This window comes from Streptomyces sp. MI02-7b (assembly GCF_033793585.1).
In the GTDB taxonomy this organism is placed as follows: Bacteria; Actinomycetota; Actinomycetes; order Streptomycetales; family Streptomycetaceae; genus Actinacidiphila.
Map to the genome: position 1 here is coordinate 61,300 of NZ_JARAWX010000016.1, position 19,092 is coordinate 80,391.

Genomic DNA, 19,092 nt, shown 5'->3' on the forward strand with positions numbered 1-19,092 from the left:
AAGCGTGCGCCGAGCCCGTGGGAACCGGGCCGAATCGCGACTAAGGTGTCCGGTTACCGCTGGTGGGGAGCCGGCGGACGAACGGTTGTGTGGGGCGATGGTGTCCCTGGGGAGGACGTGTACCGCCATGAGTCGTCGTTCCAGCGGACTGGCCGGGATCTGGGCCGAGGCGCAGCGCCAGCAGCAGCGGCAGCGGGAGGCGCAGCTGCGCTCGCAGGTGCAGCGTCAAAGGGACGCGGAGCGGCAGCAGCGGGCCCACGAGCGCGACATGGCGCGCGGCCATCGTGAGCAGCAGGCGGCGTACCGGCGGCACCGGGAGGCGGACGCGCGTCGCCGCACCGAGGAGCTGGACGCGCGGGTCGCGGCCCTGGGGGGTCTGCTGGCCGCCGGGTGCCGGGCTCCGGCGTTCCGGTCGGCCGCGCTCGTCCGGCCGGAGCAGATCGAGGCGTTCGCCCCCGGCCCGCTGGCCCGGCCCCTCGCGATGCCGGACCCGAACCAGTACCAGGCGCAGGGTGGTTGGGGCCTGGGGGCGCATCGGCGTGCCCAGGCGCAGGACGAGGCGCGGGCCCGGTTCGAGCGCGACTGGCACGCCGCGCAGGCCGCCGAACAGCAACGGCAGCGGCAGTTGGCGACGTACCGGCAGCAGTACGACCAGTGGGCGGGCGCGCAGCTGGCGGAGATACGCCGTCACAACGCCGCGATAGCGGAGATGGCCGCGGCGCTCCGCGACGGGGACCCGGACGCGGCCGTGGAGTACTTCTCCGCGGCGCTGTACGCGTCCTCGGCCTGGCCCGAGGCGATGCCGCGGCAGCTGTCCGCCGCCTACGACCCGTCCGGGCGGCAGCTGGTGGTGAACTGGGAACTGCCCGCGTACGACATCGTCCCGGAGGCGAAGTCGGTGCGCTACGTGCCGTCCGCCGACCAGGACAAGGAGACGGCACGCCCGGTCGCCCAGCGGCGGGCGCTGTACCGCGACGTGCTGGCGCAGTGCCTGCTGCTGGTGCTGCGCGACCTGTTCGCGGCCGACGAGTTCGGGGCGCTGGAGTCGGTCGCGCTGAACGGCTTCGTGGACGACCACGATCCGGCGACCGGCCGGCGTGCCGAGATCGTCCTGGCGACCGTCATGGCCGCCCGCCCGGCCTTCGCCGCGCTGAACCTGGAACAGGTCAACGCGGTGGACTGCCTCGTGGACGGCCTCCGCGGTCAGCTCTCCGCGCGTCCCGACCAGCGCGCCGCGGTCAGGCCGGGGCGGCTGCCCGGCGACGTCGGCGGGGACGTCGTCACACACGGAGGGGACGACGAGCCGGACCTGTACACCATGGATCCGATCGCCTTCGAGTCGCTGGTCGCGGACCTGTTCCGCGCCATGGGGATGCGCGCGGTGACGACGCAGCGCTCGAACGACGGCGGCGTCGACGTCGAGGCGGACGATCCCACCCCGATACGGGGCGGGAAGATCGTCGTGCAGGTCAAGCGCTACCGCAACACGGTCCCGCCGACCGCGGTCCGCGATCTGTACGGCACCGTGCAGGACGCGGGCGCCAACAAGGGCGTGCTGGTCACCACCTCCGGGTTCGGCCCGGGGTCCCGTACGTTCGCGAACGGCAAGCCGCTGGAGCTGGTGTCCGGCGGCGAACTGGTCGACCTGCTGCACCGTCACGGGCTGCGCGGCAGGCTGGGCGACGGCGGGTCCGGCGCGTCCGGCGGTCCCGGTCGGCGGCCCGCTCCGGAGCGCGCGGCCGGCGAACAGCCCGTCGATCACAACGTGCTGGGCATGTCGTGGTCGGGCGCCGTCGCCGTGGACGTGTGCGCACTCGTCTGCCGGGGGTCCCGGGTACTCAGCGACGACCACTTCGTCTTCTACAACAACCCCGGGACCCCCGAGGGGGCGGTCCGCTCGGTCGGCGACGCGGCGCCCGACAAGGCGGCGCTCCGCGTCGCCTTCGACGCGCTGCCGGAGCGGGCCGACCGGCTCGTCCTCGTGGCGGCGGTCGATCCCGTCGCCGACCCCCGGGCGGACCTGTCGGGTTTCACCGACGCGGGCATCCGGCTCCTGGACGCCTCGGGCACCGAACTCGACCGCCTGGAGGTGTCCGACGGCCGCCCGGGCGAGACCGCGCTGGTCCTCGGTTCGTTCCGTCGTCGCGCCACCGGCGACTGGGACTTCGTCATCGGCGGCAAGGGCTACGCCGGAGGCCTGGAGGCCCTGGTCCAGGAGTACGGCATCGAGGTGGCCTAGGCGTCCGGGAAGCCCGTACGGCCCGGGGTCGGCGCGTTCGTTCGTCGCCCGTCCGGAACGATCACGGGGGAGGAGGCGCTACCGGGATCACGGCGGGGAGAGCACCGAGCGGAGCTGTCTGCGGGAGCTGACCCCGAGCTTGGCGAACACGTTGCCGAGGTGCCACCCCACCGTGCGCGGGCTGATGAACAGCTGGGCGGCGATCTCGCTGTTGGTGTACCCGTCCCTGGCCAGCCCGGCGATCTGGGACTCCTGGCCGGTGAGTTCGGTGGCGGTGTCGACCACCCGCTTCCGTACGGTCTCCCCCGTCGCCAGAAGCTCCCGGCGGGCCCGTTCGGCGAAGCCGTCCGCTCCGAACCGGCTGAACGCCTCGTAGGCGGCGCGCAGTTGGGTGCGGCTCTCCCGGCGGCGGTTCTGGCGGCGCAGCCACTCGCCGTACACCAGACGGGCGCGGGCGAGGTGGACGGCGATCCGGCAGTGCTCGAGGCGGTCGATCGCCTCCCGGTGGAGCGCGTCCGCGGCCCGGTCGTCGCTCAGCAGGGCGCGTGAGCAGGCCTCCACACCGAGCGCCCACTCGGTGCCGGCGGCGCGTGCACGGTGCGAGAGCCTGTCCAGCGCCGACGCGGCGGTCTGCGGCCGCCCGCTGCGGGCGGCGGCCTCGATCAGTTCGAACAGGGCCCATCCGAGGAATCCCGGGTCCTCGTACCGGCAGACGTGCGTCGCGGCGGCCAGGGCGGCGTCGTAGTGGCCGAGGCCGTTCTCCAGGACAGCGGTGGCGTACTCGGCCAGGCTCAGCGCGCGGCCCTCGCCCCGGGCCGCCACCTCGTCGGCGGTGGCCCGGATGAGGTCCCGCGCCGGGGACTCCTCGGCACGCCAGGCGGCGAGCAGCAGTGAGGTGTACATCATGGGTACCCCGCCCACCGCCTCCGAGATCGCCGTCGCCTCGTCGATCAGGGCCTCGGCGGTGCAGAACCCGCCGGCGAACACGTGGAAGCACGCCTGGTACGTCAGCGCCATCGGGAGCACGGCGAGCGCCCCGGCCTCGCGGGCCATGCCCACGGCGCCGGTCGCCAGTTCCTGCCACGCGTCGTCGTCCCACAGCTCCGGCGCGAGGGGCTCCGGGGTCACCCGGCAGGCCAGCCACATCCAGCGCCTGTCCGCATCCGTCGCTCCCGCCCCCTGCTCCTGCCGGACCACGTGCAGCGCCCGCCGGACCTCGCCGGCGGCGGCGTGGCCGTCGATGACCAGGCCCGCCATGCTGTCCAGAAGGACGTCGACCATCCGCGGCGGGGACGACGGCGGCGGTCCCGCGCGGGCCGCCTCCGCCACCTCGCGCAGCCCGGGGCCCGTGCTCAGCCGGCCGGCGAACATCGCCGCCCCGAACGCCTCCAGCAGGGTGTCACGGGCCAGAGCGCTGTCGAGCGGCGCGAGCCGGTGCGCGGCGTCGAGCAGCAGGCCGGGCGCGTCGCCGCCCCGCACCTGCGAGAACACCAACCGCGCCCGCAGCCGCTCCAGCCTCGCACACTGCAGGTCGTCGAGCGGGCCGGCCTCCGCGACCGCCAGCAGGTCGTGGGCCTGGTCGGCCCCGCCGGCGTCGACGGCGGCCTGCGCGGCGGCCAGCGCACGGTCGACCCGGCGGGCGGGACCGGGCGTCAGCTCCGCCGCCCGCCGCAGGAACGCGGCGGCCGCGGCGGCTCCGCCCCTGCCCTGGGCCCGGCCCGCCGAGCGCTCCAGGTCGACGGCGACGCTCTCTTCGGGCCGGGCCGCCGCGTGGGCGCGGTGCCACGCCCTGCGATCGGGATCGAGGTGCGGATCGGTGGCCTCGGCCAGCGCCCGGTGCGCCACCCGGCGATTCGGCACCGGCGTCCTTCGGTAGACGGCCGAGCGCACCAGGGGGTGGTGGAACCGCACCCTGGCCCCGAACTCCACCAGTCCCGCGGCCTCGGCCGGGGCCGCGGCATCCGCGGGTATCCCCAGCAGGCCTGCCGCACGCCAGAGCAGGCCCACGTCCCCGGTCGGCTCGGCCGCGGCGGTCAGCAGGAGCCGCCGGCTGTCCTGGGGCAGGGAGCGGAACCGCTGGTGGAAGGCGGCTTCGATGCCGTTCGCGACAGGGCGGCCCTCGGGAAGCCAGAATCCGCCCGCCAGCTCGGCGGGACCGAGCGCGCTGGGGAGCTGCAGCAGGGCCATGGGGTTGCCGTGCGCCTCGGCGACGATCCGATCCCGAACCAGGGGATCCAGGGGTACGCCCACGACCGAGGCCAGCAGGGCCCGTGCGTCGCGCTCGCTGAGACCGCCGACGACCAGCTCCGGCAGACCGGCCAGGGTGCGGTCGCCGTCGGGCTCCCGCACCGCGAAGACCAAAGCGATCGATTCGGCCATCAGCCGCCTGGCGACGAACGCCAGGGCCTGTCCGGACGCGTCGTCCAGCCACTGCGCGTCATCGACGAGGCAGGCCAGCGGCCGGGCCTCGGCGACGCGGGCCAGCAGGCTGAGCACGGCCAGTCCCACCAGGAACCGGTGCGGCGCCGCCCCCTTCGGCTCTCCCCCGCCCTCCCGCAGACCGAACGCGACGGACAAGGCGTCCCGCTGCGGTCCGGGCAGCTCGTGGAGCCGGTCCAGCATGGGCGCGCAGAGCTGGTGGAGGCTCGCGAACGGGAGCTCCATCTCCGACTCGACGCCCGCCACACCGACGGTACGGAACCCGGAGGCCCGCCGGGCGGCATGGTCCAGGAGGGCCGTCTTGCCGATCCCCGCCTCACCGCGGAGCACCAGGACCGCGCTGCTGCCCGCCCCCGCCGTGGTCAGCACCCGCTCCAGCGCGGCCAGCTCCGGACCCCGGCCGTGAAGTGCGACCTGTGTGTCGACGACGGGTGCGCCCATGGACCGACTTCCTGATCCGCTCCTGGTGCGTCGCACGGCCCGTGCGACCGCTGCGATCGGATGCGCCGCGGTCGGCGTGGCGCCGTCCGCCGGACGCCGGGCGGGCTTTCGCGGGATCCGCCCGACGTGCACATTTTATCCCTTTTGTGCATGCCGTCCGCTGTCCAGGCCGGGGGCCCCTCCCGCCCCCGGGGGTCCGGCCCCGGGGCGGACCCCCGGGGGTTCCCCTGGGGCGACGCGCACCCCGCGGATCCATCGTGGACCGGTCGGTGTGCAGCGAGCCGCCGACGACAGCAAGGAGAACCACATGTCTGTGACCCCCGAAGAGACAGCGATCCGCCCGTTCACGTTCGAGTTCCCCGATGCGGTACTCGAGGACCTGCGCGCGCGGATCGTGGCGACGCGCTGGCCCGAGAGGGAGACCGTCGCAGATCAGTCCCAGGGCACGCAGCTCGCGACGATCCAGGAGCTCGCACGCTACTGGGCCACCGAGTACGACTGGCGCAAGGTCGAGGCGAAGCTGAAGGCCGTACCGCATTTCATCACCGAGATCGACGGGCTGGACATCCACTTCATCCACGTCCGTTCCCGGCACGAGAACGCCCTGCCCCTGATCGTCACGCACGGGTGGCCCGGGTCGGTCGTCGAGCAGCTGAAGATCATCGAGCCGCTCACCGACCCCACCGCGCACGGCGGCGACGCCTCCGACGCCTTCCACGTGGTGATCCCGTCGATGCCCGGCTACGGCTTCTCGGGCAAGCCGACCGCGAAGGGCTGGGGTCCCGAGCGCATCGCGAGCGCCTGGGGCGAGCTGATGAAGCGCCTGGGCTACACCAAGTACGCCGCGCAGGGCGGCGACTGGGGCGCGGTCGTCACGGACCTCATGGGCGTGCAGGAGCCCGAGGGCCTGGTCGGCATCCACACCAACATGCCCAAGGTGGTTCCGCCCGCCATCGAGGCGGCGATCGTGGCCGGCAACCCGCTGCCGTCCGACGTCGTTCTGGCCAACGACGAGGAGAAGGCGGCCGTCGCGCAGCTGGACTTCGTGTACCGGCACGTCTACTACGCCTACATGATGGGCTCGCGCCCGCAGTCGCTGACCGCGTTCGCGGACTCCCCCGTCGGCCTGGCCGCCTTCATGCTCGACCACGACGCGGCCAGTCTGGCCCTCATCTCCCGGGCCTTCGACGGAGTGGCCGAGGGCCTGTCCCGGGACGACGTCCTGGACAACATCACGCTCTTCTGGCTGACGAACACCGCGGTGTCCGCGGCTCGTCTCTACGCGGAGAACACGTCACCGTTCTTCGGTGCCAAGGGCGTCAGGCTCCCGGTCGCGGTGAGCGTCTTCCCCGACGAGCTCTACCAGGCGCCCAAGAGCTGGGCCGAGCAGGCCTACCCCAACCTCGTCCACTACAACCGGCTCCCCAAGGGCGGCCACTTCGCCGCCTGGGAGCAGCCGGAGCTCTTCGTGAACGAGGTCCGCACGGGCCTGCGGTCGCTTCGGTAGCCGACCGGCGGTTCTCCCGGTGCCCCGCCACGTCGGCGTGGCGGGGCACCGGGGCCGGCGCGTGCCCGTGGATCAGTGGGCCGTCCACTTCTGGCCGGCGGCGGAGCCGCACGTCCACAGGTGCAGCCTGGTGCCGTTGGCACCCGAGGCGTCCTCGAGGGTGACGCACTTGCCGGCCTGCAGATTGACCAGCCGGTGCGCGGAGTCGAACCGGAACTGCTGGGCGCCGGTGCCGTTGCAGTCGGCGAGCTGGATCCCCGCCCCGTCGTCCCGTGAGCCGTTCACGACGTCCAGGCACCGGCCCACGGACCGGATGCTGGTGTCCGGCATGACCTGCCAGGTCTGCTGGGGGCTCCCTGTGCAGTCCCACACCTGCAGCGGCGTGTTGTTCGGGGTGCTGTTGTCGATGCAGCGGCCGGAGGCGGGGTTGAGGATGGCCCCGTCCGGCACGGTCTCGTCCGCCGGGGCGCCGGTGGACGAGGTGCCCGCCGTGGGCTGCTGCGCGGTGCCGCCGGGCTTCCCGGCTCCGCCCGGCTTCTCGTTCCCGCCGGTCCGGTCCGGGGACGGGGTGGAGCCGGCGCTGTCACCGGCGCTCGCGCTGGTCCCGGGCGATCGCCGCGGACTGTTCGGGGCGGAGGGCGACAGCGCCGCGGACGGGCTCGCGGGGGCCGTGACGTCCCCGGGGATCCGGTCGCCCGAGGCGGCGTCGGTGATGGTGACCGTCGCCGCGCCCCGGCCGTCGCCGTCGACGGCGCGCACGGCGAAGGGGACGCATGCGAGGACGCCCACGGCCAGGACCGCGCCGATGAGGACGGTCCTGCGGGACCGTGGGCGAGGAGCGGAGGGCGCCGCCGCGCCGGCCGCGGCCTGGGCGGCTCCCCCGCCGCCGGTCTCCTCGGTCGCCGGGCGCGGCGCGAACGCGAGCCCCGCCGCGAACCCGTCGGCGAACGTGGACCCGGGCGCCCCCGAGGGGTCCTCGGGCTCCTCGGGGATCTCCGCGGCCCGCCGGGAGCGCTCCGTCACGGTCCGGCCGTCGGTCCAGTCCGCGGGCGTCGCACTCGTACTGGCGGCTGCCTCGGCGATAGCGGTCGTCCTCTGCGTCCGGCGGGGCAGCGGCGTGGAGCCTGCGGGCGGCGCCGCCCGGGTCCCGTCGGCTGCCGCCGTCCCGTCGTTGGGAGAAGCCGTCATTGCGTCCTTCCAGGATCAGAAGTGGCGAGAAGAAGCCCGGCCGCACGAACAGGGAATCCGCCCGCTCGTCCGTCCTCGGGCACCCCGCGCCGGCGGACCGGCCGACCGCGGGCGGCCGGAAGGCGTGCGGGGACCCCTTCTGCCTGGGGGACGCAGATACGGCGAGGGGCGCCAGCCGTGCTGCGCCTTGTGCCTTGGAGTACGGCGCCTCGGGGAGCGCCACACGGACCCTAGCACTCGGCGTCCGCTGACACGGTGTGGGAGGTGGCACACTCCTCTGCCGGGCGGGCGTCCCGCAGGCCGGTCCACCGGCCAGGTCACGACGTGACCCGCGGATCCTCCACACCCGGGGCGAGTTGCGGCAGGCGCGGCGGGCGGGAGGCCGCACCGCACGCCCTCCGGCCAGGACCCCGTCTCGCAGTGCCACGGTGTGCGTGCGCACGGTCGCGTGTCACACCGTCTCGGCCGCGAGTCCTCACGCCGGAGGCGGCCGCGAGACCCGCGGGCGGACGGAGTGGTGCGCCTGCCTCGACATGACCCGCACGGAGCACGGCATCGACGTGCCCGTCCCCGCCGCACGGGACCGCATCGGCCGGCACGCGAGCCCGGACCGGTGGCACGACTGGTGAGGGGCGGGCCCCCGGCGCGCGGTCGGCGACGGCCCGCGCCACGACCGGCCCGCCGCCTCGGCCTCACGCCAACGGCCAGAGCTGTGAGGCAGGTCGGTGTGGCGCGTCGTCGCGATCAGCGGGATGCGGCGGGTCGGCAGGATGCGGCCGCGCCGCCGCCCGCTCGCACAGGGCGAGGCCGCAGGGCTGACGGCCCGCCCGGTCAGGGGAACGACGGTCCTGCCGTTCACCCGGCGCGGGGCCGGGGGGGACGCGGGGGTCGCCGGACGGGGGCGCGCCGACCAGTTCGTCGAGCGGCACCCGGTGTGCCCGGGCGATCGGCAGCAGCAGTTCGAGGCTCGGGCGGCGCCCACCGGTCTCCAGCCGGGACAGCGTGCTCTTCGAGATGCCGGTGGCCTCGGACAGTACGGCCAGCGCGACGCCCCGCCCGGTGCGCAGGCGCTTGAGCCGGGGGCCGACCTCGGCGAGGGTGGCGGCGATCGCCGGTGAGTGCTCCACGCTGCCATTCCACCGCGCCCGTCCCGGGGTCGGCGATCCGGGTCGCCGTTCAGTCCGTGAGCCGGGTGTCCAGCACCGTCTCCAGCCGGGCCTTGGGCTCCTCGGCCCGGGTCTGGTCCAGCCGCAGGCGCGCGGCGCGCCCCCGCAGGGTCAGTGTCATCAACTGGTTGCCGAACCAGGGGCCGCCGAGCCTGCTCCACGTCAGGGAGGTCGCGGGGGCGCGGCCGTGGCGGGTGAGGGCGCGGCCGAGGAGGCGGGCGGGCCGGGTCCACGCGAGACGGAAGGCGACGCGCATGAAGCCGGGGATCGTGTTGTGCACCGGCGAGCAGGTCAGTTGGAGGACCCGGGACCGCATGGGGGTGCCGGACCGGTGGGCCTCGGCGGTGTAGGCGTGGTGGACGTCGCCGGACAGGACGCAGATCGTGGCGGGCGCGTCGGGGTGGTCGGCGGCGGCGGTGAGCAGCCCGGCCAGGTCGTCGAAGGAGTTGGGGAAGGCCGACCAGTGCTCCAGGTCGCCGGCCCGGCGCAGGCGTTCGCCGCGCCGGCTCCAGCGGTGGCCGCGGTTGCCGCGGACGAGGGCGGAGCTCCACGCCTCGACGTCGTGGACGGCGTGCGGGAGCAGCCAGGGCAGCGACGTGCCGATGAGCAGGTGGTCGAACGCCCCGTCGGGGTGGATCTGCCGGCGCAGCCAGTCGAGTTCGTCCGGGTCGAGCATGGCGCGCCGTTCCTCGGCCAGGACGCGGGCGGCGCGGGAGTCGACCATGAGCAGCCGGGTGCGGCCGAGGTCGCGGCGGTAGCTCCAGCGGTTGTGCGCGGGGTCGGCGTCGGAGCGGGCGGCGAAGGCGCGCAGCAGCTCGGTGCCGTCGTCCTCCGCCCGTATCGCCGCGAGGAGTTTGTCACCCGCGAGTTCGGCGGGGCTGAGGTTGCCCAGGTGCTGGTGCACCCAGTACGAGGCGAGGCCGCCGACGATGCGCTCGTTCCACCATGCGGTGTCGCGCATGTCGGCGCGCCAGCTGTGCGAGGTGTTCCAGTCGTCGATCACGTCGTGGTCGTCGAAGATCATGCAGCTGGGCACGGTGGACAGCAGCCAGCGGATGTCGGGATCGAGCCAGGACTCGTAGTAGAGGTGGGTGTATTCCTCGTAGTCGGCGACCTGGTCCCAGGGCGGTTCGCCCAGGTCGCGGCGCCGGGCGAGCCAGGCGCGGGTGGCGGCGGAGGTCTCGTCGGCGTAGATCTGGTCGCCGAGCAGGACGAGCAGACCGGGTCGGGGCGCGGTGCCCTCGGCTATGTGGTGGGCGAGGGTGTCGAGCGCGTCCGGTCCGATCGGGTCGGGCTCGTCGGGCGGCGGGGCGGCCCAGCGGCAGGAGCCGAACGCGACGCGGAGCTCGCCGTCCTCGCCGGCCGGGGTGTCGATGGTGCTGGGCGGATAGGAGGACCCGGCCAGGGGCCAGACCTCGCGGCCGTCGAGCAGCACCCGGTACGGGGTGCTGGCGCCGGGGCGCAGTCCGGTGACGGTCACGATGGCGTAGTGGTGCCCGGCGATCTGCCAGGTGCGTTCGCTGCCGGCGGAGCCGTCGTCGCAGCGGATCTCGGCGGTGGCGGGGCGGTCGGCCTCCAGCCAGACGGTCGCGGTGTCCTCGTCCACGTATCTGAGCAGCGGGCCCAGGCGCAGCTCTGCCATGCGGTCGGCCTTCCCTCCGTCGTCACTGGGTACGGACGTCGGAGGGAAGGCATGAGTTCCCGCTCGCGGTCCCGGCGGCCGGACGGTGGGGGGAGGACAGCCGGCCGCGGGGGTCAGCAGCCGCTGAGGACGCTGGTGAGCTTGTTCTTCTCGGCGGTGTCGACGGACAGGCCGTAGTAGTACTTCACCTGGACCCAGGCGCGGACGTAGGTGCAGGCGTAGGCGGTGCGCGACGGCATCCACGTGGCCGGGTCCTGGTCGCCCTTGGCCTGGTTCACGTTGTCGGTGACGGCGATGAGCTGCGGGCGGGTGAGGTCGTTGGCGAAGGACTGGCGGCGGGCGGTGGTCCACGCGGAGGCGCCGGAGTCCCAGGCCTCGGCGAGCGGCACGAGGTGGTCGATGTCCAGGTCGGAGGCGGCGGTCCAGGTGGCGCCGTCGTAGACCGAGTACCAACTGCCGCTGGTGGCCGAGCAGGAGGAGTTGGTGACCACGCCGCTGCCGTCGCGCTTGAGGACGGTCTCACGGGTGTCGCAGGCACCGCTGATGGTGATCCAGTGCGGGAAGAGGTCGCGGTCGTAGCCGGTGCGGTTCTCGGCGGCGACCTTGAGCGACGCCAGGTAGCTGCGGGCGGTGGCCGCGCTGACGGGCGTGGGGAGCGCGGCCTGGGCGGCGGGCCCGTTGAGGGTGCCGAGGGTGGCGAACAGGCTGGTGAGAGCAGCGAGCAGACCGAGGTATCGACGCGCGTAGACACCGGGGCGCGTGAAGGCGAGGCGTATCCGGGACATGGAGAACTCCCTGTGACGTGGGGGTGTTCGGCCGATGGAGCCGACGGCCATCCTTGTGTCGCTACGTTTCGTGGGGGCGTGCGGCAGGTAACAGCCTGCCGACATGAACACGTCATGTCGAGAGGTGCGGCACGAGCGATCCACCGCCGCCCCGATGTGGCGTCGGTCACACCACTCGCCGGCCGGGGCCCGCGCCCTCCCCGCCCAACCCCCGCCCCGCTCAAGCGTCTTGGCCCCGCTCCCCCGGTGGACGGCCCCGGCAGGCACGCCCGGGCAGCCGGTAGACTGGGAGCAGCAGAAGGGGAGTAGCTCCTCGCCGGACCGTCGACATACTGCCCGTCCGTCGCCCGTCCACCCGCCGGTGGAATGTGCTCACGCACAACGGATGACGGCCAGGCCGGCGCCCGGAGCCCGGTACACGCGTCATCGTCGCCCGCGAGGCACGGCGGCGGACCGGGCCAGCGAGACCTTCGGCCGCAGTGTCAGACGCTGCCGTGCCGAAGCGACCCCTTTCACGGAGTTCCTGGTGCGGCCCGAACCCAGAGGAACCAGTCCGTTGTTCAGCCTCACCGTCGCCGCCATCACCTTCGGCGTCATCTTCCTGGCCGAGTTGCCCGACAAGACCGCGCTGGCCGGTCTGATGCTCGGGACGCGCTACCGCGCCTCGTACGTCTTCTGCGGCGTGGCCGCGGCCTTCCTGGTCCACGTGGCACTGGCCATCGCCGCCGGCAGCGTGCTGACCCTGCTCCCCCACCGCTGGGTGCAGGGCGTGGTGGGCCTGCTCTTCCTCGCGGGCGCGGCCGTGCTGCTGTTCAAGAAGGACGAGGACGAGGAGGAGGTCAAGGCCCCGGCCGACCAGAGCTTCTGGAAGGTCTCCGGCGCCGGCTTCATGCTCATCCTGGTCGCCGAGTTCGGCGATCTCACGCAGATCATGACCGCCAACCTGGCCGCCCGCTACGACGACCCGGTCGCCGTCGGACTCGGCGCCGTGCTGGGACTGTGGGCCGTCGGCGCGATCGGCATCCTGGGCGGCCGCACCCTCATGAAGTACGTTCCCCTGCGGCTGATCACCAAGGTCGCGGCGGCCGTGATGCTGCTGCTGGCCGGCTTCAGCCTGTACGAGGCGTTCGCCGGCTGAGTCCCGGGCCCGCGCGCCTGTCGCGGATCAGTTCCCGGAGCGCTGCCCGGCCCCGGCCGCCCCCGCGGCCGGGGCGGGGAGGGCGACCCCGGTCAGGCGCTCGGCCTCGGCCCACAGGCGGGCGTTGACCGCGGGGTCCTGGGCCCGGCGGGTGATGCGGGCCGGGGCGGAGGGACCCACCAGACCGAAGCGCCCGCCCGGCCCGTAGTAGCCGCCGTCGACGGCGTCCGGACCGGTCGCCGCGTACAGCAGCGGCTCGGTACCGGGCTCGACGGCCTGCGAGGGCAGCAGCGCGTTGAGGGCGCGAAGGGCCGGGTTCGGCCGGTACGGCGTCTCGCGCCCCAGGCTCGCACCGGCGGTCTGCAGGTTGGTGCGGGTGTAACCGGGGTGCGCCGCGGTGCTCAGCAGGTGCCAGCCGCGCTCGGCGGCGAGGCGGGCGAGGTGGACGCTCATGATCAGGTCGGCGAGCTTGGACTGGCCGTAGGAGAGGAACGGGTTGTAGCGGCGGCGCTCCCACTGCAGGTCGTCGAAGGCGATACGGCCGAAGTTGGCGGTGCCGCTGCTCATCGTCGCCACCCGGGGCGCGGGCGCGGCGAGCAGCGCGGGCAGCAACCGCACGGTGAGCGCGAAGGGGCCGAGGAAATTGCTGCCCATCTGCAGCTCGAAACCGTCCGCCGTGGTCATCCGGGTGGGCGGGGACATCACCCCGGCGTTGTTGACCAGCAGGTCCAGCGGGGTGCCGTCGGCCGCGATCGCGTCGGCGAACGCCTCGACGGAGGCCAGGTCGGCCAGATCGACCCGGCGCACCTCCAGCCGGGCGTGCGGGTGCCGGGCGAGGATCTCGGCGCGGGCCTGCTCGCCCTTGGCGGGCGTGCGCACGGCCAGGACGACCCGGGCACCGGCCTCGGCGAGACGGCGGGCGGCCTCCTTGCCGGTACCGCTGTTGGCTCCGGTGACGACGGCGAAGGTGCCGGTGCGGTCGGGGACGTCGTACATGGGAACTCCCGGGAGCGAGGACGGGCCGAGCATCAACAGACCGGTGGTCCGTTGAACGCGACGTTAGCAGACCCCCGGTCCGATAACAACAGACCGGTGGTCCGTAGATGGGGTCATGGCAGGCCCGGCCGCCGACCGACGCAGGGCAGTTCGATCACACGAGGCCGTTCGGCCGGACCGCTCCGTGCCGTGCGACCCGGCAGCACGCAGGCCACCGCACACGAACGCAAGGTCACCGCCGAGAGCGTGCGCTTGGCCACCGCGGCGGTCATGGTCACGGGCGCCATCCGGCCTGACGGCGCGCGCCATCGGGCCGGACGGTACGCCGGGGCCGCGACGCGGTCAGGCGGCCGGACGCCCGAACTCGCTCAGCGCGTCCTCGACGATCGCCTCCAGGCGGGCGTGGTGGGCGCCGCGCCAGTACAGCCGCTCGCACGCCGTGCAGCGCGCGAAGACGTCGTAACTGCGGCGCGTGCCCTGCTCCAGGTGGTCCAGGACGGCGTGCTTGTCGGCGTCCTCCAGTTCCCCGTTGCAGGCGGTGCAGCGCGTCCACGGCGCCAGTTCCGGGGCGAACCGGCTCAGCACGTCGCGCAGTTGCTCGTCGGGCCGGTCGCTGTAGACGTACGCGCCGGCCCACAGCTCGCGCCGCCGCAGCAGCCCGCGGTCCCGGGAGAGCAGCACGCGCCGCTCCGCGGCCGAGCGCCGCGCCAGCGCCGGGTCCCCGATGTCCTCGCTCTCGTACGCGGCGTCCACGCCCAGCAGCCGCAGCCGCCGCGCCAGGGTGCCCAGGTGCACGTCGAGCAGGAAGCGCAGCGGCGCTCCGGGCACCGCCTGCGGGCGGGTGACGGGGCACACGTCCACATGCTCCCCGGCGCGCGGCACGTGCGAGAACGGCGCCTCGCGGCCGTCGACCACCAGGCTGCCCACCTCGGTGAGGGGCACGCCCAGCGACTCCACCACATGTCCGAGCGAGGACACCCCGTCGGTGACCACGCTCGTCCGTCCCTCACGCCGCGGGGCCGCGGCGAAGAGCCGCAGCCCGGAGGCGAAACTGATCCCGATCTCCGGCCCGCTCACCCCGTCAGCATGTCACCGCGCCGGGCGGATCACACGCAGGTTTTCCGGCCGCGTCTCGCCGGACGTCAGCCGATGCGCAGGACGAGACCGCCCTCCGGGGCGGTCTCGACGCGCACCTGCTCCAAGGAGTCCACGTGCACGGTGGGCGCGTGCGCGGCGGCACGCGGGCCGACGCCGACCACGCGCATGCCGGCGGCCTTGGCGGCGGCGATTCCGACCTCGGAGTCCTCGAAGACCACGCAGTCCTCCGGGCCGAAGCCGAGCTCCGCGGCGCCCTTGAGGAAGCCCTCGGGGTCCGGCTTGCTGGCGCTGACGCTCTCGGCGGTGATCATCACGTCGGGCAGCGGCAGCCGCGCGGCACCCATGCGGGCGCGGGCCAGGGCGTCGTCCGCCGAGGTGACCAGGGCGTGCGGCAGATCCCGCAGCGCGGCCATGAAGGCGGGGGCACCGGCGATCGGCACGACGCCGTCCACGTCGGCGGTCTCCTCGGCCAGCAGGCGCTTGTTGTCGGCGAAGTTCTCCGCCATGGGACGCTCCGGGAGGAGCACGGCCATCGTGGCGTAGCCCTGGCGGCCGTGGACCACCCGCATCACGGCGTCGCCCTCCAGGCCGTGCTCCGCGGCCCAGCGGCGCCAGCAGCGTTCGACGACCGCGTCGGAGTTCACCAGCGTCCCGTCCATGTCCAGCAGCAGCGCGCGGGCGGGGACGGCGGTGGACGACGACATGGGGGCTCCCTCGGAAGAACAGGACAAGTGGCCCGCCCGCCGGTCAGGGGAAACGGGCGGAACCACTTTGTTCCTACACGATACAAAACCGTGCGGGCATCGCGCCAGGGGGCCCCTCGCTCCGCGTCAGGTACGCGCCGGCAGGACCGCGTCCGCCGACATCTCCCACAGCCTCGCGGCCGCCTCCGGGTCCAGGGCGTGCGCCGCGACCCCGCCGTGCACACCCGGCCGGTGCGGCAGCGCCTCGTTGGCGTCCTCGAAGTAGCGGCCACCCACCCCGTCGAGCGCCGGCCAGGTCGCGACCAGGACGGACGTCGCCGCGCCCTGCTCGCGGGTCTTGAAGGTATAGCCCCCGTTCGCGACCGCGCCGTCCAGGGCCTCCTTGCTCATGTGGCGGCTCAGCCCCGTCTCCAGGATCGCGCCGGGGTGCACGGCGTTGACGGTGATCCCGTCGTCCGCCCAGCGCCGCTGCGCCTCGACGGCGAAGAGCGCGTTGGCCGTCTTGGAACGGGCGTACGCGACGGACGGGTCGTACGCCTGCCGCAGGAAGTGCGGATCCTCGAAGTCCACACCGGAGCGCAGGTGAGCGATGGAACTCAACGCGACCACCCGCGCGCCGCGGGCCGACGCCAGTGCCGGGTGGAGCCCGGTCGCCAGCGCGAAGTGGCCGTAGTGGTTGGTCGCGAACTGCAGCTCCCAGCCGGACGGCGTACGGGTCTCGGGAGTCATCATCACGCCCGCGTTGTTGACCAGCAGGTGCAGCGGCCCCGACCACGCGGAGGTGAACGCCGCGACCGACGGGAGGTCGGCCAGGTCCAGGTGCGCCACGTGCACCCGCGCGCCGGGGGCCGCCGACGCGCGGATGTCCTCCGCCGCCCGCTCGCCCGCCGCGGTGTCACGCACCGCCAGCGTCACCTCCGCGCCGGCCCCGGCCAGCGCGCGGGCGGTCTCGACGCCGATGCCGGAGGCTGCGCCCGTGACGACGGCACGGCGGCCGGTCAGGTCGACGCCGGCGACGACCTCGGCGGCGGTCGAACTGCCGTCGAAGGGCGTGGTGATACGGGGTGTTCCAGTCATGGGGGGTGCCTTTCCTCGATGCGCGAGGGGCGTCCTGCACGCCCCGGCGACGCTCTCCAGGCAACCAGGGGGTTCCTTGCGGTGGGCGCCGTAACGGGGCCCTGCCAGTTCCCCCTTGGCGCGGTTTTTCCCCGCCCGCCCGCCCTCCCCCAGCCCGGCGCGGTCAGTCACCCCGGCGCGCGTTTCGTGGGGGCCGGGTGCGGGGCCTCCGGGGCCGGCCATTCTGGACAGCACATTTAGGTGCCTCACGCACCCTCAACTGATCACCCCGGGTCATGCACCCACATATGCTCCACAGTCCAGAACACCCACCCTCCCCCAGCCTCCGGCCGGAGGTGCCCCCAACTCCCCCGCCCCCTCCGTAAGTTGTCGCGCCTGTCCCCGGAGGGTGGTGGAGACGGCACCGCGCTCGGGCCACCGTTGGCGCAACGCAGTCCGCGGGGCCCGCCATCGCGCGGCAAGCCGCGGGGGCAAGAGTGCGGCCACCGGGGTCACCCGGACCGCTTCATCCCCCCCACCGGCGCGGACCGCGGGGCCAGCCATCGCGCGGCAGGCCGAAGGGGCGGAGTCAGGCAACCACGGTCACCCCGGACCGCCTGCTCACCCCCACCGGCGCGGTCCGAGGGGGCCAGCCATCGCGCGGCAGGCCGAAGGGGCGGAGTCAGGCAACCGCGGTCACCCGGACCGCCTTCTCACCCCCACCGGCGCGGTCCGAGGGGGCCCGCTGTCTCGCGGCAGGCCGAAGGGGTGGAGTCAGGCAACCGCGGTCACCCCGGACCGCCTCCATACCCTCCACCGGGGATCAGGCGCATATGGAGACGGAGGGGGCGGGGTCGTAGGGGTGGATGTTCTGGACGCTGCGGGATATTTGTGCGCACCATCCGGGCAGGGACGGGATGAGCAAGTGCTGGAAACGCGCGTAAATATCCCAGTCCAGGACGTGCAGCCCCGGAGGCCCCGCACCCGGTCCACCCCGCACGCGCGTCGGGGCGCCCAGACTTCACAGGGCACACGGGCGGGAGGGCGGGAAAAAACTACACGCGGTCCACGGACTGGAACAGGCCATACGTGAAGTGGGCGATCCGCGTCCCCCCGTCAAGGGGATCCGTGAACGCCAGCCGCCACCGCGTCGGCGCATCCCCCTCGAGCGGCGTCGCCGGCGAGAACGCGTGCGCCAGTTCGTCGACCGTGCAGGACCACGGTTCGATCTCGTCGGCCGTCGCGGGCCGCGGGCCCGTCTCCCCCGGGGCGCGCACCAGCCACTCGTTCCAGACCGCGCCGCCGCCGGGCGCGCACAGCACCTCGAAGCGGAGCGTCGGCCAGAGCGGCACGGGCCACAGGGAGGCGGGGCAGAGCAGGTCGCCGACGCAGCGCTGGGCGACGGCTTCGGGCGCGCCGAGCACGGCGCGGTAGCGCCGCTCGCCGCGCGGGAAGCCGCGGGCGTGGCCCCAGGCCTGCCAGCGGCGGTTGGCCTCCCGCATGTCGGTGCGGCTCACGCCGAGCGTGCGCAGCGCCTCCTCGACCAGCTCGGGCCGGTGGTCGGCCATCCGGCGCAGCAGCACGAGCTGGAAGCCCACCGGTCCGAAGTCGTCGATCGCCACGGGACAGATCCTGCCAGCCCCGCACGCCGGGAGGCGCGGCGGGGCTACGCGGTCGCCTCCTCCAGGGCCTTGCGGGTGTTCGGGCCGTAGACACCGTCAGGGTCGCCCGTGACGTGGTGGAAGTACTGGAAGCGGGAGACCGCGCGGCTCACGCCCTGGTCGTACTGGCCGTCGGAGTCGCGGTAGTACAGGCCGGCCTTGCGGAGGCGGTCCTGGAGCTCGACGACCTCGGGTCCGCTGTCGCCGGGCCGGAGCGTGGCGGGGGCGGCGGGGGGCGCGCTGGTGGGGGGCTTGGACGTCGCGGCGGTGGGCGGGGCGGACACGGAGGCGGGGGCGGAGGCCGGGGCGTGCGACGCGGACGGTGTCGCGGTGACGCCCGGGTAGTAGGCGGTGGCCGAGCTCAGCCCCTTGCCCGAGGCCAGGGTGGACGGGCGCTCGCTCGGGGAGGCGGACGCCGACGGGCTGGCCGCGGCGGTCGGCCGGGCGCTCGGCGGCAGTTCGAGCGCGGGCTCGGAGGCGCCGCGGTCCGGGACGGCCTCGGTGCGGTCCGGGACCCGCGTCAGGTGCGCCGTCAGCAGGACGGCACCGACCGCGAGGACGACCGCGGCACCCGCGGCGCCCGCGATCACCGCGGCGCGGCGCGGCCCGGCGGCCCGGCGGCGACGGGCCCGCCCGGCGGGAGCGGCCGCGGCGGTCCCGGCAGCGCCCACCGGTATGTACGGTTCCACTTCGCGCGAGGCCCGCGAGACCGGCACGGGCAGCCGGTCGGCGGACGAGACCGTGCCGAGGTCGATGAAGTCGACGTCCGCCGCGGCGGCTTCCTGGTCGGCGTCGCGCAGCGCCCTGGGCAGTGGTGCCGGCTCCCCGCCGGGCTCGCCGGGATCGGGCCCCGGAACGTACGGCCGCACGCGCAGCGACTCGTACTCGTACTCGTCCTCCGGAGATCCCGGCCCCTGCGACGCCACCGGCGCCCCCTCCCGACGTCCCGACAGTGGCAGTGATTATGCAGACAGGCCGCCACGGCCGCGCAGCCGCCTCCGGCTCCGCCGGTCGTACAAACCGCGCGCATGA

The 19,092-nt window shown here is 74.4% G+C and carries 13 protein-coding genes and 1 pseudogene; 3 read left to right on the forward strand and 11 right to left on the reverse strand.

The window, feature by feature from the left end:
- Positions 1 to 127 precede the first annotated feature (127 nt).
- Positions 128 to 2,239: a restriction endonuclease gene (locus tag PV364_RS25190; RefSeq protein ID WP_319662560.1), complete on the forward strand. Its 2,112-nt coding sequence runs from the start codon at positions 128 to 130 to the stop codon at positions 2,237 to 2,239.
- A gap of 87 nt (positions 2,240 to 2,326) precedes the next feature.
- On the opposite strand, the gene PV364_RS25195 is transcribed toward PV364_RS25190, so the two are convergent.
- Positions 2,327 to 5,119 carry a helix-turn-helix transcriptional regulator gene (locus PV364_RS25195; protein WP_319662561.1) on the reverse strand — a complete coding sequence of 931 codons (2,793 nt, stop codon included), beginning with the start codon at positions 5,117 to 5,119 and terminating at the stop codon, positions 2,327 to 2,329.
- 307 nt (positions 5,120 to 5,426) lie between these two features.
- Here PV364_RS25195 and PV364_RS25200 point away from each other — a divergent pair, with 307 nt between their 5' ends.
- Positions 5,427 to 6,626: an epoxide hydrolase gene (locus PV364_RS25200; RefSeq protein WP_319662562.1), complete on the forward strand. Its 1,200-nt coding sequence runs from the start codon at positions 5,427 to 5,429 to the stop codon at positions 6,624 to 6,626.
- 72 nt (positions 6,627 to 6,698) lie between these two features.
- Here PV364_RS25200 and PV364_RS25205 read toward each other — a convergent pair whose 3' ends face one another.
- From PV364_RS25205 to PV364_RS25220, 4 genes and pseudogenes are all read right to left on the reverse strand, one after another.
- Positions 6,699 to 7,814, reverse strand: a complete 1,116-nt coding sequence (locus tag PV364_RS25205; protein WP_319662563.1) for a ricin-type beta-trefoil lectin domain protein — start codon at positions 7,812 to 7,814, stop codon at positions 6,699 to 6,701.
- Between the two features lie 829 nt (positions 7,815 to 8,643).
- Positions 8,644 to 8,941: pseudogene (locus tag PV364_RS25210) on the reverse strand (helix-turn-helix domain-containing protein); the annotation flags it as partial.
- Positions 8,942 to 8,990: 49 nt separating this feature from the next.
- Complete coding sequence (locus tag PV364_RS25215; protein ID WP_319662564.1) at positions 8,991 to 10,622, reverse strand: alkaline phosphatase D family protein; 1,632 nt, start codon at positions 10,620 to 10,622, stop codon at positions 8,991 to 8,993.
- A 113-nt stretch (positions 10,623 to 10,735) separates the two neighbouring features.
- Positions 10,736 to 11,407, reverse strand: coding sequence for an HNH endonuclease family protein (locus PV364_RS25220; protein WP_319662565.1), 672 nt, complete (start codon positions 11,405 to 11,407; stop codon positions 10,736 to 10,738).
- A 556-nt stretch (positions 11,408 to 11,963) separates the two neighbouring features.
- On the opposite strand from PV364_RS25220, the gene PV364_RS25225 reads away from it, so the two are divergent.
- Positions 11,964 to 12,545, forward strand: a complete 582-nt coding sequence (locus tag PV364_RS25225) for a TMEM165/GDT1 family protein (protein WP_319662566.1) — start codon at positions 11,964 to 11,966, stop codon at positions 12,543 to 12,545.
- A gap of 27 nt (positions 12,546 to 12,572) precedes the next feature.
- On the opposite strand, the gene PV364_RS25230 is transcribed toward PV364_RS25225, so the two are convergent.
- The 6 genes from PV364_RS25230 to PV364_RS25255 all read right to left on the reverse strand — a co-directional run bounded on the left by PV364_RS25230 (position 12,573) and on the right by PV364_RS25255 (position 18,986).
- Positions 12,573 to 13,541 (reverse strand): SDR family oxidoreductase, encoded by a 969-nt coding sequence (locus PV364_RS25230; RefSeq protein ID WP_319662567.1) that lies wholly within the window; start codon positions 13,539 to 13,541, stop codon positions 12,573 to 12,575.
- A 342-nt stretch (positions 13,542 to 13,883) separates the two neighbouring features.
- A complete protein-coding gene (locus tag PV364_RS25235) occupies positions 13,884 to 14,618 on the reverse strand; it encodes a Mut7-C RNAse domain-containing protein (RefSeq protein ID WP_319662568.1) in 735 nt (244 codons plus the stop codon).
- A 65-nt stretch (positions 14,619 to 14,683) separates the two neighbouring features.
- Positions 14,684 to 15,343 (reverse strand): HAD-IA family hydrolase, encoded by a 660-nt coding sequence (locus PV364_RS25240; protein WP_319662569.1) that lies wholly within the window; start codon positions 15,341 to 15,343, stop codon positions 14,684 to 14,686.
- Positions 15,344 to 15,469: 126 nt separating this feature from the next.
- The gene (locus tag PV364_RS25245) at positions 15,470 to 16,420 is read right to left on the reverse strand and encodes an SDR family NAD(P)-dependent oxidoreductase (RefSeq protein WP_319662570.1); all 951 of its coding nucleotides are present in this window, start codon (positions 16,418 to 16,420) and stop codon (positions 15,470 to 15,472) included.
- A gap of 1,034 nt (positions 16,421 to 17,454) precedes the next feature.
- Positions 17,455 to 17,967 (reverse strand): hypothetical protein, encoded by a 513-nt coding sequence (locus PV364_RS25250; RefSeq protein WP_319662702.1) that lies wholly within the window; start codon positions 17,965 to 17,967, stop codon positions 17,455 to 17,457.
- Positions 17,968 to 18,065: 98 nt separating this feature from the next.
- Positions 18,066 to 18,986 carry a peptidoglycan-binding domain-containing protein gene (locus PV364_RS25255; RefSeq protein WP_319662571.1) on the reverse strand — a complete coding sequence of 307 codons (921 nt, stop codon included), beginning with the start codon at positions 18,984 to 18,986 and terminating at the stop codon, positions 18,066 to 18,068.
- Positions 18,987 to 19,092: the final 106 nt, after the last annotated feature.